Origin of the sequence: Variovorax sp. LjRoot175 (genome assembly GCF_964253805.1) — a bacterium.
In the GTDB taxonomy this organism is placed as follows: Bacteria; Pseudomonadota; Gammaproteobacteria; order Burkholderiales; family Burkholderiaceae_C; genus Variovorax.
The window spans coordinates 5211521-5232577 of record NZ_CAXURY020000001.1; the positions used below are offsets into that span (position 1 = coordinate 5211521).

22 protein-coding genes are annotated in these 21057 nt (G+C 69.3%); 3 read left to right on the top strand and 19 right to left on the bottom strand.

What is annotated here, in order from left to right; translation table 11 throughout:
- Positions 1-34: 34 nt before the first annotated feature.
- The 11 genes from ACSQ89_RS25845 to nac (ACSQ89_RS25895) all read right to left on the bottom strand — a co-directional run bounded on the left by ACSQ89_RS25845 (position 35) and on the right by nac (ACSQ89_RS25895) (position 8901).
- Positions 35-769 carry an amino acid ABC transporter ATP-binding protein gene (locus tag ACSQ89_RS25845; protein ID WP_436295285.1) on the bottom strand — a complete coding sequence of 245 codons (735 nt, stop codon included), beginning with the start codon at positions 767-769 and terminating at the stop codon, positions 35-37.
- Positions 770-844: 75 nt separating this feature from the next.
- The gene (locus ACSQ89_RS25850) at positions 845-1603 is read right to left on the bottom strand and encodes an amino acid ABC transporter permease (RefSeq protein ID WP_436295238.1); all 759 of its coding nucleotides are present in this window, start codon (positions 1601-1603) and stop codon (positions 845-847) included.
- Positions 1604-1606: 3 nt separating this feature from the next.
- Positions 1607-2308, bottom strand: a complete 702-nt coding sequence (locus tag ACSQ89_RS25855) for an amino acid ABC transporter permease (protein ID WP_436295237.1) — start codon at positions 2306-2308, stop codon at positions 1607-1609.
- A 27-nt stretch (positions 2309-2335) separates the two neighbouring features.
- Positions 2336-3088, bottom strand: coding sequence for an SDR family oxidoreductase (locus ACSQ89_RS25860; RefSeq protein WP_436295236.1), 753 nt, complete (start codon positions 3086-3088; stop codon positions 2336-2338).
- Between the two features lie 112 nt (positions 3089-3200).
- Positions 3201-3968 (bottom strand): LamB/YcsF family protein, encoded by a 768-nt coding sequence (locus ACSQ89_RS25865; protein WP_436295235.1) that lies wholly within the window; start codon positions 3966-3968, stop codon positions 3201-3203.
- A 13-nt stretch (positions 3969-3981) separates the two neighbouring features.
- Entirely contained in the window at positions 3982-4398 is a 417-nt protein-coding gene (locus ACSQ89_RS25870; protein ID WP_436295234.1) for an acetyl-CoA carboxylase biotin carboxyl carrier protein, read from the bottom strand.
- Position 4399: 1 nt separating this feature from the next.
- On the bottom strand, positions 4400-5386 hold the full coding sequence (locus ACSQ89_RS25875) for a biotin-dependent carboxyltransferase family protein (RefSeq protein WP_436295233.1): 987 nt from the start codon (positions 5384-5386) through the stop codon (positions 4400-4402).
- The gene (gene pxpB / locus ACSQ89_RS25880; protein WP_436295232.1) at positions 5383-6051 is read right to left on the bottom strand and encodes a 5-oxoprolinase subunit PxpB; all 669 of its coding nucleotides are present in this window, start codon (positions 6049-6051) and stop codon (positions 5383-5385) included. Before pxpB ends, ACSQ89_RS25875 begins: the two co-directional genes overlap by 4 nt.
- Positions 6048-7400, bottom strand: a complete 1353-nt coding sequence (gene accC, locus ACSQ89_RS25885; protein WP_436295231.1) for an acetyl-CoA carboxylase biotin carboxylase subunit — start codon at positions 7398-7400, stop codon at positions 6048-6050. Before accC ends, pxpB begins: the two co-directional genes overlap by 4 nt.
- 12 nt (positions 7401-7412) lie before the next feature.
- Positions 7413-7829, bottom strand: coding sequence for an acetyl-CoA carboxylase biotin carboxyl carrier protein (locus ACSQ89_RS25890; protein ID WP_436295230.1), 417 nt, complete (start codon positions 7827-7829; stop codon positions 7413-7415).
- Between the two features lie 133 nt (positions 7830-7962).
- The gene (nac, locus tag ACSQ89_RS25895) at positions 7963-8901 is read right to left on the bottom strand and encodes a nitrogen assimilation transcriptional regulator NAC (RefSeq protein ID WP_436295229.1); all 939 of its coding nucleotides are present in this window, start codon (positions 8899-8901) and stop codon (positions 7963-7965) included.
- A 319-nt stretch (positions 8902-9220) separates the two neighbouring features.
- On the opposite strand from nac (ACSQ89_RS25895), the gene ACSQ89_RS25900 reads away from it, so the two are divergent.
- Both ACSQ89_RS25900 and ACSQ89_RS25905 read left to right on the top strand, forming a co-directional pair.
- On the top strand, positions 9221-10429 hold the full coding sequence (locus ACSQ89_RS25900) for an aspartate transaminase (RefSeq protein WP_436295228.1): 1209 nt from the start codon (positions 9221-9223) through the stop codon (positions 10427-10429).
- A gap of 35 nt (positions 10430-10464) precedes the next feature.
- A complete protein-coding gene (locus ACSQ89_RS25905; RefSeq protein ID WP_093103747.1) occupies positions 10465-11136 on the top strand; it encodes an RraA family protein in 672 nt (223 codons plus the stop codon).
- 15 nt (positions 11137-11151) lie between these two features.
- Here ACSQ89_RS25905 and nac (ACSQ89_RS25910) read toward each other — a convergent pair whose 3' ends face one another.
- Positions 11152-12075, bottom strand: a complete 924-nt coding sequence (gene nac / locus ACSQ89_RS25910) for a nitrogen assimilation transcriptional regulator NAC (RefSeq protein ID WP_436295227.1) — start codon at positions 12073-12075, stop codon at positions 11152-11154.
- A gap of 88 nt (positions 12076-12163) precedes the next feature.
- Between nac (ACSQ89_RS25910) and ACSQ89_RS25915 the strand changes: the two genes are divergently transcribed.
- Entirely contained in the window at positions 12164-13132 is a 969-nt protein-coding gene (locus ACSQ89_RS25915) for a LysR substrate-binding domain-containing protein (RefSeq protein ID WP_436295226.1), read from the top strand.
- 3 nt (positions 13133-13135) lie between these two features.
- Here ACSQ89_RS25915 and ACSQ89_RS25920 read toward each other — a convergent pair whose 3' ends face one another.
- The 7 genes from ACSQ89_RS25920 to ACSQ89_RS25950 are packed head-to-tail and all read right to left on the bottom strand — an operon-like array spanning position 13136 to position 21045.
- Positions 13136-13858 carry an HpcH/HpaI aldolase family protein gene (locus ACSQ89_RS25920; protein WP_436295225.1) on the bottom strand — a complete coding sequence of 241 codons (723 nt, stop codon included), beginning with the start codon at positions 13856-13858 and terminating at the stop codon, positions 13136-13138.
- A 15-nt stretch (positions 13859-13873) separates the two neighbouring features.
- Complete coding sequence (locus ACSQ89_RS25925) at positions 13874-14677, bottom strand: SDR family oxidoreductase (protein WP_436295224.1); 804 nt, start codon at positions 14675-14677, stop codon at positions 13874-13876.
- The gene (locus ACSQ89_RS25930) at positions 14677-16365 is read right to left on the bottom strand and encodes a hydantoinase B/oxoprolinase family protein (RefSeq protein WP_436295223.1); all 1689 of its coding nucleotides are present in this window, start codon (positions 16363-16365) and stop codon (positions 14677-14679) included. The genes ACSQ89_RS25925 and ACSQ89_RS25930 overlap by 1 nt, the downstream gene beginning before the upstream one ends.
- Before the next feature lie 12 nt (positions 16366-16377).
- On the bottom strand, positions 16378-18468 hold the full coding sequence (locus ACSQ89_RS25935) for a hydantoinase/oxoprolinase family protein (protein ID WP_436295222.1): 2091 nt from the start codon (positions 18466-18468) through the stop codon (positions 16378-16380).
- Positions 18469-18505: 37 nt separating this feature from the next.
- Positions 18506-19234, bottom strand: coding sequence for a branched-chain amino acid ABC transporter ATP-binding protein (locus ACSQ89_RS25940; protein ID WP_436295221.1), 729 nt, complete (start codon positions 19232-19234; stop codon positions 18506-18508).
- Positions 19235-19250: 16 nt separating this feature from the next.
- Positions 19251-20024, bottom strand: a complete 774-nt coding sequence (locus ACSQ89_RS25945; protein ID WP_436295220.1) for an ABC transporter ATP-binding protein — start codon at positions 20022-20024, stop codon at positions 19251-19253.
- The gene (locus ACSQ89_RS25950; protein WP_436295219.1) at positions 20014-21045 is read right to left on the bottom strand and encodes a branched-chain amino acid ABC transporter permease; all 1032 of its coding nucleotides are present in this window, start codon (positions 21043-21045) and stop codon (positions 20014-20016) included. Before ACSQ89_RS25950 ends, ACSQ89_RS25945 begins: the two co-directional genes overlap by 11 nt.
- Positions 21046-21057 lie beyond the last annotated feature (12 nt).

Below are 21057 nucleotides of genomic sequence, written 5' to 3' on the forward strand. Positions count from 1 at the left end.
ATGAACTCCTGGTGAGGGCTGGGATGGGAAACGCCTAGTGCGCGCGCAGGTCGGACAGGAAGCGCTGCGCGCGCGGATGCTGGGGGCTGCTGAAGAAAGTCTCGGGCTCGGCCTTCTCGAGGATCCGGCCGGCATCCATGAACCAGATGCAGTCCGCGACCTCGCGGGCGAAACTCATCTCGTGCGTGACGCACATCATGGTCATGCCGTCGTTGGCCAGGCCGCGCATCACCGACAGCACCTCGCCCACCATCTCGGGGTCCAGCGCACTGGTGGGCTCGTCGAAGAGCATGGCCGGCGGCTCCATGGCCAGGGCGCGCGCGATCGCCACCCGCTGCTGCTGGCCGCCCGAGAGCTGCGCCGGATAGGCGCCGGCCTTGGCGGCCAGGCCCACGCGCTCCAGCAGCTGCGTCGCCTTGGTCCGCGCCGCGGCACGCTTGACGCCGAGCACGCGCATCGGCGACAGCATGATGTTCTCCAGCACCGACAGGTGCGGGAACAGGTTGAAGCTCTGGAACACGAAGCCGATGCGGCTGCGCAGCCGGTTGAGCGCCACGCTGCTCATCGGCGCGTGGATGTCGTGGCCGTCGAAGAGCAACTGGCCCGACTTGATCTCCTCGAGCCGGTTGACGGTGCGGATCAGCGTCGACTTGCCGGAACCGGAAGGCCCGCAGACCACCACCACCTCGCCTTTCTTGACTTCGGCGTTGACGTCGGCGAGCGCCTGGTAGTCGCCGTACCACTTGTTGATGTTGGAAAACAGGATCATGGGAACGTCTGCGTTCGTTGGGGTGGGCATGGTTCTGTCTCCTTTGCGTTTGTCCGACCGTCGTGCGCGGCCTTGTCAGGGATTGGCCGCCACCGGCGGCGGCAGCGAGGCGCCCTCGGGCGACAGCGGGGCCATCGCCGCGCCGAGCCGCTTGTGGGCAATGCGCCGCTCCAGCCACTGCGCCAGCTGCGTGAGGCTGAAGCAGACCACGTAGTAGGTCATCGCCAGGATGAAGAAGACCTGGAAGGGCTTGGTCAGCAGCTGGTTGTTGATCTGGTTGGCCGCGAAGGTGAGCTCGTTCACGTTGATCACGTAGCCCAGCGTCGTTTCCTTGATGGTGGAGATGAACTGGCTCAGCATGCTCGGCAGCATGTTGTAGAGCGCCTGCGGCAGGATCACGTACCACATCGTTCCCAGGTGGCTGTGGCCGAGCGCGCGCGCCGCCTCGGTCTGTCCCTTGGGCAGGGCCTGGATGCCGGCGCGCACCACCTCCGACAGGTAGGCGCCCTCGTAGATCACCAGCGTGCACAGCATGGTGGTGAAGCCCGAGATCTCGCGGCCGATCAAAAGCGGCACGAGGAAGTAGACCCACAGGATCACCATCAGGAGCGGCACGCCGCGCACGACGTAGACCAGCACCGTCGCCGGCCAGCGCAGCACCGCCCACGGCGACAGCCGCGCCAGCGCCATCAGCACCGACAGCGGGAAGGCCAGCACGATGCCCAGCACCGACAGGACCAGCGTGGCGACGATGCCGCCCATCGGGCCGTTGGGATACTGGCCGATGAGCAGCAGCAGCCAGTTGTCGCGCAGGATCTCGAAGATGCTGAACATCTCTCACCTCGCTCCGACGATGCGGTAGTGCCGCGCCACCCAGCCGCCCGCGGCCATGATGAGCAGCGAGAAGCCGAGATAGAGCACCGTGGCCACGCTGTAGGCCTCGAAGGCGCGGAAGCTCTGGCTCTCCACTTCCTTGACCGCGTGCGTCAGCTCGGCCACGCCGATCGCCATGGCCAGGCTGCTGTTCTTGAACAGCGACACGCTGTGATTGACCAGCGCGGGGATGGCGTTGCGGATCGCCTGCGGCAGCATGACGTGGCGCATCGAGCCGATGTAGCTGTGGCCCAGCGCACGCGCGGCCTCGGCTTGCCCCGCCGGGATGGAGCGCAGGCCCGATCGCAGGTCCTCGCTGAAGTAGGCCGCCTGGCACAGCCCGAGCGCGACGATCGAGAGGATGGCCTCCGCGTTGTGCTCGGACAGCCAGTTCTGCAGAAACTGGGGCAGCAGGCTGAAGATGCCGAAGTACCAGAGCATCAGCTGCACCAGCGTCGGCACGTTGCGGTGGTAGGAGACATAGGCCGCGACCACGCGCTCGGCGATGCGGCTGGGCGTCAGGCGCACGGTCAGCAGCACGATGGCCAGGCTCATCGCGAGCAGCCAGGAGCCGGCCGCGATCTTCAGCGTCATCTCCACGCCGTGCAGCAGCATCGCGCCGAACTCCGGCTTCAGCAGGACGGCCAGCAGGTCGAAGTCCTTCATGTGCCGTTCCTTTGTTTTCCGCGGTTCTCAGGCCTGCGGCGCTTCCGGGCGCGCGGTGGAGAGCCCGCCGGGCACCTGCAGCGTCGGCGTGATCTCCATGTGGCCCACGTTCACCGCGACCGGCGCGGCGATGGCGAAGGCAATGGCGTCGGCAATGTCCTCGGCCCGCGGCAGCTCGAAGCCCTCGATGAAGCGCTTGTGCATTTCCTCCGGGTTGCCGTGCACGTGCGCGAAGATGTCGGTGGCCACCCGCCCCGGGCAGATCTCGGTGACGCGCACGCGCTTGCCGAAGACATCGATGCGCAACTGGCGCGACAGCATGCTCACCGCGGCCTTGGTCGCGTGGTAAGTGCTGTTGCCGCCGAAGTTGTAGGCCCCGGCGATCGAGCTGATGTTGATCACGTGGCCGCGGTCGCGCGCGGCCATGCCCGGCACGACCAGCCGGCACAGGTGCAGCACGGCGCGCAGGTTGACGTCGACCAGCAGGTCGATGCCCTCGGCGTCGGCCTTCAGGATCGAGCCGGGCCGGTCGACGCCGGCATTGTTGACCAGCACGTCGAAGGGGATCTCCTGCGCCAGCCGGGTGATGCCCTCGAGGTCGCTCACGTCGATGGCGTGCGGGATGCAGCCCGTGCGCGCGGCCAGTTCGGCCAGCTTGCCGGCGCTGCGCGCGAGCGCGTGGACCTGCAGGCCTTCCTTGCAGAGGCGCTCGACGACCGCGGCGCCGATGCCCGAGGAGGCCCCCGTCACCAGCGCGGTCTTGTAGTCGGAGAAAGGCATCTTTGGCTTCTTTCGTTATGACGAATTCACTGTATCCAGCGCGACCTCGGGGCGCCAAGACGGAATGGCTGTGTAGAGATAAGCCGTCCTTATGTCGCCTGGTCGCCCGGCCTCAGGGCGCCATCTGGCGCGAGATCGGCAGCACGCGCCCCGCAGCCTCGACCACGCCGCGTACGGCCCGCGCCAGCTCCACCGCACCGGGCGTATCGCCGTGCACGAGGATGGAGCGGACGTTCATCGGGATCCTGCGCCCGCCATGGCTGGTGACCGTGCCCTCCTCCAGCAGCTGGCGCACGCGCGCCAGCACGGCCTCGGGCTCGTGGATGACGGCGCCGGGCAGCTTGCGCGGCACCAGCAGGCCCTCGTCGTCGCAGGCGCGGTCGGCCAGGAAGGTCCGGGCCACGCGCAGCCCGCAGCGCTCGGCCGCGTCTTCGATGGCGCGGCTGGCAGACGAGCTGATGATCAGGCCGGGGTCGAAATCGGCCACCGCGCGCACCAGCGGGCCGGCCAGCGCCGCGTCGGCGGCCGCCATGTTGCCCAGCGCGCCATGGAAGCTCATGTGCGTCATCCGGTGGCCGGCCGAGCGCGCCATGCCCGCGAGCGCGCCCAGCTGGTAGGTGACGTAGGTGGCGAGCTCCGCGACATCGATCTGCATCGGGCGGCGCCCGAAGCCGAGCAGGTCGGGAAAACCCACATGCGCCCCCACATCCACGCCCCGGTCGCGGGCCATGCGCACCGTGCGGTCCATGATGACCGGGTCGCCAGCATGGAAACCGCAGGCCACGTTGGCGGAGGAGACGATCTCCAGCAGCGCCTCGTCCTCGCCCATGCGCCAGGGGCCGAAGCCCTCGCCCAGGTCGGCGTTCAGGTCGATGTCCATCGCGATGTACTCCTCATTCGTCGGCCTGCAGTTCGACCAGCAGGGTGCCCCAGCCCACAGGCTGGCCGTCGGGCACCAGGAAGGCGATCAGCACGCCGGACTGCGGTGCGTGCACCGGCAGCAGCAGCGGGCCGATCTGCATCAAACCCACGGGCTGTCCCGCGGACACGCGTTCGCCGGGGCGCGCCAAGGGCGCGGCATGCAGCGGATGGGCGTGCAGGAAGTTGCCCACACTGGGCGCGGCAGCCACGCATGACGGCGGCGCCGGCGGCGTGCCCTCCTCCTGCGCATCCAGCTGCACGATCCCGCTTCCGCGCCCACCCCCGCGCCCCAGCCGCAGCACGCCGTCGGGCGTGCGCAGCTCCAGCAGGCCGATGTCGGTGGCGGCCAGCCAGGCGGCGAGCTCCCGGACTTGCGCAGGGCTCTTCATTTCAGTTCATGCGCGGCGCGCTGCGGTGGAGGTCCACCATGCGCCGCACCCTGTCGAGCCAGGCCTCGATCTCGTCCAGCGCGGCCACGGCCTCGTCCCAGCTGCTTTCGATGAAGCGGATGCGGCTGCCGATCGGCGCCTGGCCGAGTCGCCAGAGATCGGCCTCGATCACGGTGCCGAACTTGGGGTAGCCACCCGAGGGCTGGGCATCGCGCATCTGGATGATGGGCTGCCCACCGTGCGGCACCTGGATCACGCCGGGCACGATGCCGTGCGAGCGCATCTCCATCGGCGCGATCGGCCGCAGCGCCTCGCCGTCGAGGCGGTAGCCGCAGCGGTCGCTCTGGGCCGTGATCTTCCATTCGCCGGCCCAGAAGGCGGCGCGCGAGGCTTCCTCGAAGCCCAGGTATTCGGCGGCGGGCAACACCCGCACTGCGGGCAGGCCGTCCACCTGCAGCGGCAGGCTCAATGCCGGCGGCACGAGGCCGAAGCCGGTCTGGCAGGACTGCCCCTCGCCCACCGCGCGCAGCGCATCGCCGCGGCGCAGCGCGCGGCCCTCGTGGCCGCCGAAGGCGCCGCGCAGCTGGGTGCTGCGCGAGCCCAGGACCTCGGGCACGTCCACGCCACCGGCCAGGCACAGCATGGCGCGGCTCCCGCGATGCATGCCGCCCTGCGGCAGGCCCAGCGTGAGCGTCTGCCCGGCGCGCGCCTGGTGCACCCACCAGGGCAGGAGCGGCGCTTCGTCGAGCCGCGCCGCGCAGTCGGCGCCGGTCAGCGCGAAGGCGCAGTCCTGGTCGAAGCGCAGCTTAAAAGGAAACACCGGCACCTCGATGGCGGCCGCATCGGGCCCGTTGCCCAGCAGCAGGTTGCCGGCCGCCAGCGCCAGCTTGTCCATGGCCCCGGAGGTGCCCACGCCCCAGCGCAGGCTGCCGGTGCGCCCCATGTCCTGCACGGTGGCCAGCGCGGCGGACGAGAGCACTTCGATCATCGGATCACCCCCTGGACCCGGAAGCGGATCATGTCGCCCGGCTGCAGCCTCGCCGGCGGGTCCTGCGACGGATCGAAGAAGGTCATGGCAGTGCTGCCGATCGTGTTCCAGCCGCTCGGGCCGGCCGAGGCCGACACGCCGGTCTGCACGCCGCCGATCGACACCGCGCCGCCCGGAATGCTCAGCACCGGCACCTTGCGCCGCGGCGTGGCGATGCGCGGGTCCATGCCGCCCAGGTAGCAGTAGCCCGGATGGCTGCCGAGCGCGTACACCGGATAGACCGGCGTGCTGTGGAACTCGACGATCTCCTCCACGCTGAGCCCGGTGTGCGCCACCACGTCGGCCATGTGGGGGCCGCCCTCGCCGCCGTAGATCACCGGGAGCTCGACCACGCGCCCTTCCAGCGGCAGGGCCTCCGCCGCGTCCCAGGCGGCGTGCAGGCGGGCCTCCAGCGCTTCCAGGGCAGCTGCGTTGCGCGGCGCTCGCATGAAGGTGAGCATGAGGTTGTTCATGCCCGGCACCGCTTCGCGCACTTCGGGCCAGGCCTGGGTCTCGCGCGCCAGCGCCCAGATGCGCTGCTGCGACCCGAGGTTCAGCTCGCCCGGCGCCTCGAACAGCAATGCCGTGGTGCCCAGCAGGCTGACGGATGCGGTCGGTGCGATCACGCGAGGCTCCTTCGCTGCAGCCAGCGCTCGAGGTGGTGGATGTCCACGCCGCCGGCGGCGAAGCCCTGGTCGCGCAGGATCTCGCGGTGCAGCGGCACGTTGGTCGAGATGCCCTCGACGCGCATCTCGGCGAGCGCCAGGCGCATGCGGTCGAGCGCATCGGCGCGCGTGCTGCCCTGCACGATGAGCTTGGCGATCATCGAGTCGTAGTACGGCGGCACACGGTAGCCGGCACCGGCATGCGAGTCCACGCGCACGCCGAAGCCGCCTGGCAGCTGCCAGGCGCTGATGCGCCCCGGCGAGGGCGCGAAGGTATCGGGGTTCTCGGCATTGATACGGCACTCGATGGCATGCCCTTCACAACGCACGTCGGCCTGCATGAAGCCCAGGCGCTCGCCGCGCGCCACGCGCAACTGCTGCTGCACGATGTCGATGCCTGTGGTCATCTCGGTCACGGGGTGCTCCACCTGGAGGCGGGTGTTCATCTCGATGAAGTAAAAGGCGCCCTGCTCGTACAGGAACTCTAAGGTGCCGACGCCGCAGTAGCCGATCTGCCGGCAGGCCGCGGCGCAGCGCTCGCCGACCTCGCCCAGCAGCGCCTCGTCGATGCCGATGGCCGGCGCCTCCTCGATCACCTTCTGGTGGCGGCGCTGCAGCGAGCAGTCGCGGCTGCCGAGCCATAGCGCATTGCCATGGCTGTCGGCCAGCACCTGGATCTCGACATGGCGCGGATGCAGCAGGAACTTCTCGATGTAGACCTCGGGGTTGCCGAAGGCGCGGCGCGCCTCCTCGCGCGTGAGCGACATCGCCTCCGGCAGGGCGGCTTCGTCGTGCACCACGCGCATGCCGCGACCGCCGCCGCCGCCCGCGGCCTTCACGATCACCGGGAAGCCGATCTCGCGCGCCAGGGCGAGAACCTCGTCCGGGTCCTCCGGCAGGCTGCCGTCGGGGCCGGGCACGCAGGGCACGCCGGCGCGCCGCATCGCGCGCTTGGCCGCGACCTTGTCGCCCATGGTGCGGATGCAGGTGGCGCTGGGGCCGATGAAAGTGAGGCCGGCCTGCTCGACGCGCTCGGCGAAGCCCGCGTTCTCCGACAGGAAACCGTAGCCCGGATGGATGGCCTGGGCGCCGCTGACTTCGGCGGCGAACAGGATCGCGGAGGGGTTCAGGTAGCTCTGCCCGGGCGCGGCCGGGCCGATGCACAGGGCCTGGTCGGCCTGCGCCACATAGCTCGCCTCGCGGTCGGCTTCGGAGTACACCGCCACGGTCCGGAGCCCGAGGCCGCGGCAGGCGCGCTGGATGCGCAGGGCGATCTCCCCCCGATTGGCGATGAGCACGGTGTCGAACATGGCCATGGTCCCCTATACGCCGTCGAAGCGGAACAGCGGCTGGCCCGCTTCGACCTCCTGCCCCGAGCGCACCAGCACCGCCTGCACCGTGGCGTCGCGATCGGCGCGCACCTCGTTGAAGACCTTCATGGCCTCGATCACGCACAGCGTCTGGCCCGCCTTAACGGTTTGACCGGCCTGCACGAAGGGCGCCTCGGCGGGCGTCGGCTGCAGGTGCACCACGCCGTAGAGCGGCGCGAGGCATTCGGCCGACGCTGCCGCCGCAACGGGCAGATCGTGCGCCGCGATCGCTGCTCGCCGGCGCGGCGTCGCCGCCAGCGCCGACTGCTTCACCAGCCGCAGCGTGCAGCCGTTCTCGCTGTACTCCAGCTCGCACAGGTCCGATGCGGCCAGCGCGTCGATGAGCGTCTTGATCTGTTCCTGATTCATGCCGGGCCGTCTTGGGCGACGGAACATCCTGGGTGGCCGACGCGTTCGACGAACGCGTGACGGCAGGCATGAAAGGTAGCGGGCCGCGGGCACAAAGCCCAAGACGGATTGGCTGTGCCGCAATAAGGGCGGCTTATGACAAGGCGCTCAGCTCGGGTTCGGGCGTCGAGGCGACGGTGCCGGCAAGGTCGACGACGAGCTCGAGCAGGATGTCCTTCACCGCTTGCGCCGGTTCGGAAAGAGGCAGGTGGTCCGACTGGCACAGCGCGAGCGGCGCCTCGATCACCGGGTCGACGATGCGGAACTGCCAGGCGCCGCAGGCCGCCACGACCTCGCGCGCCATCGACGCCGGCAGGATGGTGGCGCCCAGTCCGTCGGCGATGGCGGCGGTCAGGGTGAAGGCCGATTCGATCTCGGCCACCACGCGCGGCACCATGCCGGCGCGCACGAAGGCCGCATCGACCAGCTTGCGCACCACGTTATAGGGGCGCGGCAAGAACAGTTCGATCTCGCGCAGGTCGGCCAGTCGCACGGGCTCGGCCGGCGCCGGCATGGAAGCCGGCCCCACGAGGAACAGGGGTTCCTTCAGCAGCGGCAGGAAGGACAGCCCGTGGATGGCCTTGTCGCCATAGAGCACGGCCAGATCCATGCGGCCGTTCATGATGAGTTCGCTCAGCGTGGTGCCGTAGTTCTCGTTGAGGTAGAGCAGGATGCCGGGATGCCGGGCGCGCACGGTGCGCAGCAGCGGCAGCGACAGCGCGGAGGCTGCGGTGCCGGGCGCGAGCCCCACTGACACCTGGCCCGACAGGCCCTCGCCGGCGGCCTCCATGTCGACGCGGGCCTGCTCGCACTGCCGCAGGATGATCTGGGCATGGCGATACAGCACCTTGCCGGCCTCGGTGGGCGTCACGCCGCGCTTGGTGCGCACCAGCAATTGCTGCCGCACCTCGCCTTCGAGCGTGGCGAGCTGCTGGCTCAAAGCCGGTTGCGCAATGAAGAGCACCTCGGCGGCCTGCGTCAGGCTGCCGATGTCCACGATCTTCACGAAGTATTTGAGGCGTCGGAGGTTCACGCCTTGTCTCCAAGCAAAAGCTGAGCCTATCACTGGGGCGCAGGGGCGCCTAGATGCGATGTGTCCGGGGTGCGGAGGCGAGCGGTGTCTTGCTCCCTCTCCCTCTGGGAGAGGGCGGGGGTGAGGGCACCGGACGGTCGAGACGCCCGTGCCGATGGACAGGCACGATGCCCTCACCCTAACCCTCTCCCAGAGGGAGAGGGGACCAGACAGGAGTCACCATAAGCTGCGCCTATACAACCAGAGCGATCTCATCTTGGCCGAGGTGGAGCGATGTGCGTACCGTTGGGTCCGTACATCCCGCACCCAAGGAAGATCCGTGACCACCTCCCGCATCGCCGCCCGCGTACGGCGCATCAAGCCTTCGCCCAGCACCTCCGCCGCGGACCGCGCCAACGAGCTGCGTCGCCAGGGCAAATCGATCGTCAACCTGGTGGTGGGTGAACCCGACTTCGACACCCCGCTGCATATCCGGCGCGCCGCCGCCGAAGCCATGGACAAGGGCGCGACGCGCTACACGCTGATGGCCGGCACGGTCGAGCTGCGCCAGGCCATCGTCGCCAAGCTGGAGCGCGAGAACGGCCTGTCGTATGCGTTGAACGAAATCATCGTCACCAGCGGCGCCAAGAGCGCGATCTACAACGCCTTCGCCATCACGCTGGAACCGGGCGACGAAGTGATCATCCCCGCGCCCTACTGGGTGTCCTACCCCGACATGGTGCTGGCCTGCGAAGGCAAGCCCGTCATTGTCGCCTGCCCGGAGGCCAACGGCTTCAAGCTCACGCCCGCCCAGCTCGAGGCCGCCATCACGCCACGCACGCGCTGGCTCCTGATCAACTCGCCGAGCAATCCCACCGGCGCCAGCTACACGGCCGACGAATACCGCGCGCTGGCGGATGTCCTCATGCGCCATCCGCACGTGATGGTGATGACCGACGACATCTACGAACACATCCGCTTCGACGGCCGCTCGACGCCGCACATGCTGGCGGTCGAGCCCGCCTTGCGCGAGCGCACGCTGGCCGTCAACGGCGTCTCCAAGACCTATGCGATGACCGGCTGGCGCATCGGCTGGGCCGCGGGCCCGGCCGATCTGGTCACGGCGATGGACACCTTGCTCTCGCAGTCCGCCGGCAACTGCTGCTCGATCAGCCAGGCGGCCGCCGCGGCGGCGCTCAACGGCGACCAAAGCTTCGTGGCCGAGAGCGTGGCGGTCTACAAGGAGCGGCGCGACCGCACGCTCGCACTCGTCAATGCGATCCCCGGCCTGAGCTGCGCCACGCCGCCCGGCGCCTTCTACCTCTACATCGACTGCGCCGGACTGATCGGCAAGACCACGCCCGCAGGCAAGCAACTGAACGAAGACGGCGACGTCGTGATGTACCTGCTGGAAAGCGCGGGCGTGGCCACGGTCGCCGGCACCGCCTACGGGCTCTCGCCCTACTTCCGCCTGTCCATCGCCACCTCGATCGAAACACTGGAAGAAGGCTGCACGCGCATCGCCCGCGCGGTGGCCGAGCTGCGCTGAGCGCACGAACCATCGCCGCCACCAAGGACACACCCATGCCATACAAAGCCATCCGCAAGAACCCCTCGGCCGCGCAGGTCGATCCGAAGATCCTGGCCGCACTGCGCGAGATGCCCGTTGCGGCGCTGAGCGACAACATGCACCGCAACATCGGCACCACGGGCCTGAACCCCTATCACCGCCCCGTCGCCCGGACCATGGCAGGCACGGCCGTCACGGCGCGCTCGCGTGGCGGCGACAACCTGACATATTTGCGCGCCCTCGAGTTCTGCCGTCCCGGCGACGTGCTGGTGATCGATGCCGGAGGCATCCTCAACAACGCGGTGGTCGGCGGCATCCTGTCCTTCTACGCCGCCCACATCGGCGTCGTGGGTGTGGTGGTCGACGGGGCGATCCGCGACGTGGCCGAAATCCGGGCGCGCGAGTTCCCGGTCTACGCACGCGGCGTCACCCATCGCGGCCCGTACAAGGACGGCCCGGGCGAGATCAACGTGCCGGTGTCCGTCGGCGGCATGGTGGTCAACCCCGGCGACATCGTGGTCGGCGACCAGGACGGCCTGATGGCCTTCGCGCCGGACGAGGCCGAACTGTTGATCGAGAAGGCACGCGCGCACCTGGAGACCGAAGCCGAGACGATACGGGCCATGAAGGAGGGTCGATGGGACCGTTCCTTCATCGACGCGCTAGAAGCCCGCTGCCCCAACTGAAAGCGGGCGGGGCCGTCAATGCAAGGTATGCAGGCCGACTTCGAGTTCGAGCTGGCCGACCAGTTCGAGCAGGATGGCCTTGACCACCTGCGCCGGCTCGGAAAGCGGCAGATGATCGGACGCGCACAAGGCCAGCGGCACCTCGATCGGCGGTGAGACGATCCGGTGCAGGTGCACGTCGGCGGTCGCGGCGACCCCGCGCGCGGCCGACACCGGCAGGATCGTCGCGCCCACGCCGGAGGCGACCGCGGCCGCCAGCGTGTTCGAGGATTCCATCTCGGCCACGACGCGCGGCACCATCTGCGCCGCTGCGAAAGCCTGGTCCACGTACCTGCGCAGCTGGTTGTTCGCGCACGGCAGCAGCAGGTCGATGCCGTCCAGGTCGGCCAGCGCCACCTCGCCCTCCCTGCGCAGCAGTCCCTCGGGCGCCACGACGAACAGGTCCTCGGTCAGCAGCGGATCGAAGGAGAGGCCCTGCACGACGCGCCCGCCGCCGTACAGCACGGCCATGTCCATGCGGCCGCTGCGCACCACGTCGCACAGCGTGGTGCCGAAGTTCTCGTTGATGTGAAGCACGATCTGCGGATGGCGTCCCTGCACGGCCCGCAGCAGCGGCAAGGCCAGTGCGGAGGCCGCGGTGCCCGGGGCCATCCCGACCGACACCTGGCCCGACAGGCTCTGACCGGCGTTGAGCACGTCGGCCTGCGCCTGGTCGAACTGCCGCAGGATGATCTGCGCATGGCGGTACAGCGCCTTGCCGGCCTCGGTGGGCATGACGCCCTTCTGCGTGCGCAGCAGCAGCTGCTGCTTGAACTCGCCTTCCAGCGTCGCCAGCTGCTGGCTCAGCGCGGGTTGGGCGACGTGGAGCACCTCCGAGGCTTGCGTCAGGCTGCCGACGTCGACGATCTTCACGAAATACTTCAAACGCCTGAGATTCACAGGGGCCTCGTTGATGCTCTCGGGACGGAGCCAAGCAAGCATCGAGCCACCGATTGGCCGCGTCAACCGGGGTTACGATCAGCCGGCAATGACGGTGAACTTCAAGACGCTCAGGAGCTTCGTGACGGCGGTGGATGCGAAGAGCCTGTCCGCCGCGGCGCACCAGCTGCGCGTCGCCCAGCCCGCGCTGAGCCAGCACATCGCCTCGCTCGAGGAGCATTTCAAGCACCGGCTGCTCAACCGCTCGAACGCCGGCGTCACGCCGACGCGCGCCGGCAGCGAACTCTACCGGCATGCGCAGATCATCCTCAGCCATCTCGAGCAGGTGGAGCGCGAGCTCACGAGCCGCAGCGACGCCAGCTTCATCGCCGGCGCCGTGTCGGTTGGGCTGGCCACCTACAGCACGGCGTCGATTCTCTCGATGCCCCTGTTGCAGGCGGTGCGGCGCGAGTATCCCGATGTGAGCCTCTTCATCAACGACAACTTCGGCCTGGTGCTCAGCGAGATGGTGATGACCGGGCGCATGGACATGGCCGTCATCTATGCGGCCGGCCCGATCAAGGGCGTCACGCTGCAGCCCCTGTTCACGGAGGAGCTGTGCCTGATCGCGCCGCCGGATCTCCGGTTGCCGCCGGGCAGCGATGAGGCCGTTGCCCTGCGTTCACTGGCCGACATGGACCTGCTCTTGCCCAGCCGCACGCACTTCCTGCGCCGGCTGATCGACGAGGCTTTCGCCCGCATCGGCGTGGTGCCGCGCATCACGGCCGAGATCGAATCGGCCGCGACCTTGCGCCAGGCGATCGAGGCCGGCGTCGGCGCCACGATCCTGCCGTCGGCCTCGGCGCATGCGACGAGCATCGCGGCGCAGCTGGTCATTCGCCGGATCGTCGAGCCCGGCCTGCAGGCCACGGTGTCGCTGTGCGTGCCGGACCACCTGCCGATGTCGGACCAGGCGCGCGCGGTGCTCGACATCCTCAAGCGGCAGATCGACGACCTGTTCGTCGACGGCCGGCTGGTCGGCATTCGCGCGCCCGAGGCCGACGCGACGCCGCGCTGAACCTCAGTGCGCCTGGGCGGTCGCCGGAACGCTGAGCTGCCGCATCACGCCCACGCCTTCGGCGACGAAGGGATCGGCATGGTAATAGAGCAACTGCGCGCCGACCGACACCAGATGCGCGACGTCGTGCCGCACGACCAGCGTGCCGGCCACCTTGCGCGCGGCGCGAATGCGCTGCAGCGTCTGGTCCACCAGGTCCAGCACCGGTTGCGCCCGGCGCTTTCCCGCCGCCACCGCAGGCGAATAGCCCATCGACTGCGACAGGTCGCCGGGGCCGACGAAGAACACGTCGATGCCTTCCACCGCGAGGATCTCGTCGAGATTGCGCACCGCTTCGACCGACTCGACCATGCCGATCAGCAGCCGGGCCTCATGGTCGTCCGGGCAGGCGTAGCGGAAGGTGTGCACCACCTGGCGCGCGATCTCGGCGGTGTGGATCAACGGCACCATCACGCCGTCGGCGCCGGCGTTGAGGCAGCGCGTGATGGTCGAGCGCTCCTGATTCTGCGGCCGCACGATGCCGAAGCCGCCCGCGTAGCGCGCGGCCTTGGCCATGTGGTGGATGTCCTCGAAGCCGGCCAGGCCGTGCTCGCAGTCGATGAAGACCGAGTCGGCGCCCGAGCGCACCAGCTTCTCGCACAGCGTGGGCGAGATGTGGTTGGGGTTGACCATCAGCACGGAATCGCCGCGTGCCAGGCGTTCCTTCAATGATGACGAAGTGCTCATCGCGTTGTCTCTCGTTCAGGGTTTGCCCGGCGTGCCGTCGGGGGCGCCTAGCCAGCGACTGATCTCCACATCGGGCCCCTGGTCGCGCGCCAGCGTGGGGCTGATGACCAGCTGCTCGATGGTGGTGCCCTGCGGCAGCGTGCAGGCCAGCAGGATGGCGCGCGCCACGTCCTCGGGCGCGACCATCGCGGCGCGCTCGGCGGCGCTGGGCGGGCGCACGCGGGTGTCCATGATCGGCGTGTTCACCTCGCCGGGCAGGATGGTGGTCGAGCGGATGTTGTTGTTGCGGAAGGTGGCATGCATGAAGCCCATCAGGTTGCTCACCGCCGCCTTCGCCGCGCCGTAGGGGGCGCCGCCCAGCAGGTTCGGCCGCACCGCCGCCAGCGAAGAGACGGTGACGATGGTGCCTGCGCCCGCGGCCAGCATGCCGGGCAGCACGGCCTGGATCAGCACGTAGACGGCGGTCAGGTTGACCGAGATGGCCGACTCCCAGTCGTCCGACTCGATCCAGCGGATGTTGCGCACGCGGCTGGTGAGGCCGGCGTTGTTGACCAGGATGTCGACCGGCCCGACGTCGGCCTCGGTCCAACGCACCAGCGCCTGCAGTTGCTCGCGCTCCTGCAGGTCGGCCTGGCGTGCCCAGGCCTCGCCGCCGGCGGCGCGGATCTCGGCCACCACCGCGTCCAGCGGCTCCTTGCGGCGGCCCATCACCACCACGCGCGCGCCCTCGGCCGCGAGCATCAGCGCCGTGGAACGGCCGATGCCGGAACCACCTCCGGTGACCAGCGCGACCTTGCCGGAGAGTGCAGCGCCGGCCATCACGCCACCGCCTTTGCCGGCGTTGCCGGGGCCAGCGCTTCGTAGCCGTAGTCGGCGAGTGCGCCCGCGGCGCTGATCAGGCCCTGTCGCAGGTCGTCCTCCACCAGTTCGCGCGAGCGCTGCTGGGCATCGCCCCAGCCGCCGCCGCCCGGCAGCTCGATCATCAGCCGCTCGCCCGGGCCCAGCACGAGCCGGCCCTTGGGAAACACGTGGCGCCCGTCGTGCATCACCGCGCCGTTGCGGCCGGCCTGGCCGCCCAGCACGCCCAGGCAGGGGTGCTTCACATGCTCGGTGCTGAGGTAGATGTTCATCTCGCGGTCCGACAGGTTGCGCATCACGCCGCGCTGACCGAGGCCGCCGCGGAACTTGCCGGGGCCACCCGAATCCGGGATCAGCTCCTTGCGCTCGGTCAGGATCGGCACCGCCATCTCGTACATCTCGATCGGCGTGACACGGCAGTTCGACGGGAAGCTCAGCGTGTCCAGCCCGTCCATCGACGAACGCCCGCCCTGCCCGCCGTGGAAGTTCTGGGCGCTGCCGTAGGCGCTGCCGTCGGAGCGCTGGCCCTGGCAGTTGATGCCCCAGATCGGCGCGCCGCCGCTGTCGCCCATGGCGCCTTCGGGCACCACGTTCTGCAGCGCCTTGAAGATCAGGCTCGGGATCACGTGGCCCACCAGGTTGCGCGCCGCGCCGGCGGCATGCGGCCGCGGGTTGAGGATCGAGCCCGCGGGCGCCGAGTCGGTCAGCGGGATCATGCAGCCCTCGTTGTTGGGCGTGTCCGGATCGAGCAGGCACTTGAGCGCGTAGACGCTGTGCGCGACGCGGTAGTGCGGCACCACGTTGATGCCGCGCGCCACTTCCGGCGAGGTGCCGGTGTAGTCGACGTGAATGGCATCGTCGCCCACCTCGACGCTGACGCACAGCTTCACGTCGCTCTCGAAGCCGTCGATGGTCATCTCGGCCTTGTAGCTGCCGTTGGGCCAGGCCGCGATGGCCTGACGCATGAAGCGCTCGGAGCGGCTGAAGATCGCCTCGCCGAGTTCGTTGCAATCGTCCAGGCCGTACTCGTCCATAAAGCGGCTGAGTTCGCGGCACATCACCTCGTTGGCCGCCACCATGCTCTGGATGTCGCCGCGCACCTCGTGCGGCAGGCGCACGCTGGCCTCGATCACCGCGAACACGTCGGTGTTGGGCTTGCCGGCCTTGAAGAGCTTGAGCATCGGGATGCGGATGCCCTCCTCGAACATGTCGGTCGAGTCGGGCGACTGCGGGCGGCCGCCGATGTCGGGCAGGTGGGCGATGCTGCCGGCATAGGCCACGATCTTGCCGTTGCGGAAGATCGGCGTGAGCATCACCATGTCCGGCAGGTGGCCGGTGCCGATCACCGGGTCGTTGGTGGCGATCACGTCGCCCGGTTCCAGCGATTCGGGCGGGAAGGCCGGCAGGAAATAGTTCTGCGCCGCCATCGGCAGCGTGGTGATGAACACCGGGATCGACCAGGTGCACTGGGCCAGCGCGCGGCCCTTGGCATCGAGCAGCACGGTGACGTAGTCGTGGTTCTCGCGCACGATCGGCGAGAAGGCGGTGCGGCCGAGCGCGATGTCGGCCTGGTCGGCGATGAAGACCAGGCGGTCCCACATCACCTGCAGCGTGATCGGGTCGTTGAAGTCGGGTTTCAGCATGGACATGGCGGAGGCCCTTCAGGACAAAAGCATGATCAGGTTGTGCTCGGCGTCGAGCGAGGCGGAGGCGTTCGGCCCCATCACCACGGTCGATTCGCGCTGCTCGATGATGGCCGGCCCCTCGACCGGCACGCCGGGCAGCAGCGCGTACTGGTCGTAGACCGGGGTCAGGGCGTACTTGCCGAGCTCGGAGAAGAACACCGGCCGCGTGCCCTTGCGCGGATCGCGCACGGCGCCGGCTTCGCCGCGCAGCCCGGCGAGCGACACCTCGTGTTTCGGGCCGCTCGCGCGGATGCGCCAGGTGATGACCTCGGCATCGGTGCCGGCGACGGCGCGGCCGTACAGCGCGACGTAGTTGGCGTGGAAGCGCGCCAGCAGCTCATTCAGGAAAGCCGGGTCGGCCGGGTCCAGCTCGGGCAGCGCCACCGAGATCTCGTAGCCCTGCCCCACGTGGCGCATGTCCACGGTGTAGGAGAAGCCGATGCGGTCGGCCGGCACCTGGCTGGCCAGCACCACCTCGCGGCCCTGCGCCTGGAGCGCGGCCTTGAGCGCGTCGACCGCCTTCGGGTCCCAGGCCGACAGCCGCATCGGCAGGCTGGTCGAGAGATCGGCGGCCACCGGCGCGCCGAGCAGGCCGATGGCCGAGGTGACGCCCGCGCCCAGCGGGCAGATCACCTTGCGGATGCCGAGCTTGCGCGCCACGCCGTAGGCATGCACCGGGCCGGCGCCGCCGAAGGCGATCAAGGGGAGCGCACGCGGGTCCACGCCGCTGTCGGTGGCCTGCATCGAGGCGGCCTCGGCCATGCTCTCGTTGACCATGTCGTGGATGCCCCAGGCGCAGCGCTCCGGGGTGATGTCGAGCTCCTTCGCCAGGCCCGCCATCGCGGCCTCTGCCGCCGCGCGGTCGAGCGCGAAGTCGCCGCCGAGGAAGGACTTCTCGTCGAGGTAACCCAGCAGCAGATCGGCATCGGTCACGGTCGGCTCGGTGCCGCCGCGGCCATAGCAGGCCGGGCCGGGCGCGGCCGCGGCGCTGCGCGGGCCGACCCCCAGCAGGCCGAGCCGGTTGCGTGCCGCGATGCTGCCGCCGCCGGCGCCGATCTCGATCATGTGGATCGACTGGATCTTGAGCGGGAAGCCGCTGCCCTTGCGGAAGCGCGCGTGGCGCGCCACTTCGAGTTCGTTGGCCACCATCGGCTGGCCGTTCGGGATCAGGCACAGCTTGGCGGTGGTGCCACCCATGTCGAAGGACAGCACGCTCGGCTCGCCGGCCCGGCGCGCATAGTCGGCCGCGGCAACCGCGCCGGCTGCCGGACCCGACTCGATCAGGCGCACCGGCGTGCGGGAGGCGGCCGAGCTCGGCACCACGCCGCCGCTCGATGTCATCCACAGCAACTGGCCGTCGATGCCGCGCTGCGAGAGCTCGCGTTCGAGGTGGCTCACGTGCCCGACCATCATCGGCCGCGTGTAGGCGTTGGCGACGGTGGTCGACGCACGGTCGTACTCGCGCACCTCGGGGCAGACCGTCGACGACAGCGACACCGAGATCTTCGGCGCCACTTCGGCCAGCAGTTCGGCCACGCGCCGCTCGTGCTGCGCGTACTTGTAGGCGTGCAGCAGGCACACGGCCACCGAGTCGACCTTGCGCTCCACCAGCGTGCGGCCGATGGCGCGCACGCCCTCCTCGTCGAGCGCCGTGATCACGGTGCCGTCGGCGGCGATGCGCTCGACCACGCCGAAGCACAGCTCGCGCGACACCAGCGGCTCGGGGTACTGGATGCGCAGGTCGTACAGGTCGTAGCGGCCCTCCGTGCGAATGCGCAGCATGTCCTGGAAGCCGTCGGTGGTGATGAACGCGGTGTTCACGCCCCGGCGCTCGAGCACGGCGTTGGTGACGACCGTGGTCGCGCCGAGGATCTGCAGCGTGCCGCTGGTGTCCGCCCTGCCCGCGTTATTCGCGCGCACCTTGGCCAGCAGCTCGTCCACGCCCTGCAGCACGGCGCGCGCCGGGGCATCCGGCGTGCTCAGCACCTTGTGCAGCAGGATCGTGCCGTCGTCGTCCGTCATGGCGAAGTCGGTGAAGGTGCCGCCGGTGTCGAATGCCAGTTTCATGCTTTTCGTTCCTTGAATGTTCGGTGGATGTCGGCGCTCAGGCCGGCGCCGCGTCCGACGCGCGACGGCCCGTCATGAACAGTTCGCCGAGGTCCGCGTTGCTCAGTTCGCCGACCGGGCTGTCCCAGATCACCTTGCCCAGGCGCAGCACCACGGCGCGCTCGGCCGCCTGCATCGCCTTGCGGGTGTTCTGCTCGACCAGCAGGATGGTTCGGCCGCCCTGATGCAGGCGCTTGAGCTCGTTGAAGACCAGCGTGATCGCCTGCGGCGAGAGGCCCACCGAGGGTTCGTCCACCAGCAGGATCTCGGGCCGGCGCAGCACCGCCATCGCCATCTCCAGCAGCTGCTGCTCGCCGCCGGACATGTTTCCGGCAAGCTCGTTGCGGCGCTTGCGCAGGATCGGGAACAGGTCGTAGACGTACTCGCGCTCGCCCTTCAGGTCGCCGTCCTTGAGGGTGTAGGCCGCCATCTCCAGGTTCTCGTCGATGGTCATCAGCTGGAAATTGCAGCGCCCCTGCGGCACATAGGCAATGCCGTGCGCGAGCATCTGTTGCGGCCGCAGGCCGGCGATGTCCTTGCCCTTCCAGCGGATCGCGCCGCCCTTGTGCGTGGTCATGCCGAACAGCGACTTCAGCAGCGTCGATTTGCCGGCCCCATTGGGCCCGAGCAGCGCGACGAATTCGCCGTGGCGGATCTTGAGGTCCACCCCGTGCAGGATGTCCAGGTGGCCGTAGCCGGCATACAGCTTGTCGATTTCGAGTTCCATGGTCGGGTCTCCCATGTCAGCCTCCGAGGTAGGCCTCGATGACCTCCGGGTTGCGCACGACGGCTTCGGGTGTGTCGTCGGCCAGCTTGGCGCCCTGGTGCAGCACCACCACGCGATGGCTCAGGTTCATCAGCACGTCGGTGTTGTGCTCGATGACGACGAAGGTCACGCCCAGCGTCTGGTTGGCGTGCTCGATGCACTGGATCACCTTCTCGATCAGCACCGGGTTGATGCCGGCCAGCGGCTCGTCGAGCAGGATCAGCTCGGGCTCGGGCATCAGCATCGAGGCGAACTGCAGCAGCTTCTGCTGGCCGCCGGACATGTGGCCGGCCGGCAGGTGCGCCACGCGCGAGAGGCCGGAGACCTCGATCAGCTCCCGGGCGCGTTCGCGCAGCGCCTTCAAGCGCCGCTGCGCGGCCGGCCCGATCCAGAAGGTGGACAGCACGCTGGGGAAGCGCGACATCTGGCCCGCGAGCACCAGGTTCTCTTCCGAATCCAGCGTCGGGAAGACCACCGTCTTCTGGAAGCTGCGCAGGAAGCGGCCTTCGCGCGCGATCCGGTTCATCGGCCAGCCGGTGATGTCCACGCCCTTCAGCAGCACGCGGCCGGCGTCGCTCTTCTGCAGGCCGGTGCAGCAGTCAAACAGGGTCGACTTGCCGGAGCCGTTGGGCCCGATCAGGCCCATCACCTCGCCGCGCCGGACCTCGATGTCCACGCCTTGCAGCGCAGCCACCGCGCCGTAGTTCTTGCGCAGCCCTTCGATGCGCAGCATGGCGTGCTCAGCGGACATCGCGCTGCTCCTTGCGGCCGCCCTGGCCGATGCGCGCGATGCGCTCGGCCGCGCCGTGGAAGAGCGGCGCCAGCCCCTGCGGGAACAGGAACACCAGCCCCAGCAGCACGAAGCCGTAGATCACCATGCGCAGCTCGGGCGTGATCCGCAGCGCCTCCGAGACGGCCACGAAGACGAAGCTGCCGATGATCGCGCCCGGCACCTTCCCGACACCGCCGCCCAGCACGATGATGAGAATGGTGTTGGAGTAGTAGGCCTGGAACACCAGCGGGCTGACCACCGTCGAGAAGTGCGCGTAGAGGCTGCCGCCGAGGCCGGCGAACACCGCGCTCAGCATGAACACGATCAGCTTGTAGGTCCAGGTCGGCACGCCCAGCGATTCGGCCAGCGTCTCGTTGTCGCGGATCGCCACCATGCAGCGGCCGGCCGGCGAGCGGATCAGCGCGACGAAGGCAGCCACCGCCAGCGCGGCGAGCACCAGCACGAGATAGAAGTACTCGGGCGCCCTGACGATGGTGAGCGCCATGTCGCCGAAGCCCAGCGTCGGCCGCGGCACGCCCGACAGGCCCATGTCGCCGCGCGTGAGCTCGACCCAGTTCTTCGACACGACCTGCGCAATCACCACCATGCCGAGCGTGCACATCACGAAGGAGGTGTCGCGCAGCCGCAGCGCCGGGATGCCGAGCGGCAGTGCGACCAGCCCGGCGAGCAGTCCGGCGCACAGGAAGTTCACGAGGAAGGGCGTGCCGAAGTGGATCGACATCAGCGCCGATCCGTAGGCGCCGAGGCCGAAGAACACGCCCTGCGCCAGCGACAGCATGCCGGTGTAGCCGAGGATCAGGTTCAGGCCCAAGGCAGGCAAGAGGAAGATCATCGCGAGCACCATCGCGTGCAGGTAGTAGTCGCCCAGGAAGAGCGGCGCCGCCAGCAATACCGCCATCGCCAGCGCGCAGGCGCTCCAGTTCACCGTGGCCAGCCGTGCGGCCGGCAGGCGGGGCGTATCCAGCGTGGTGATAGACATCGTCGTCCGTTC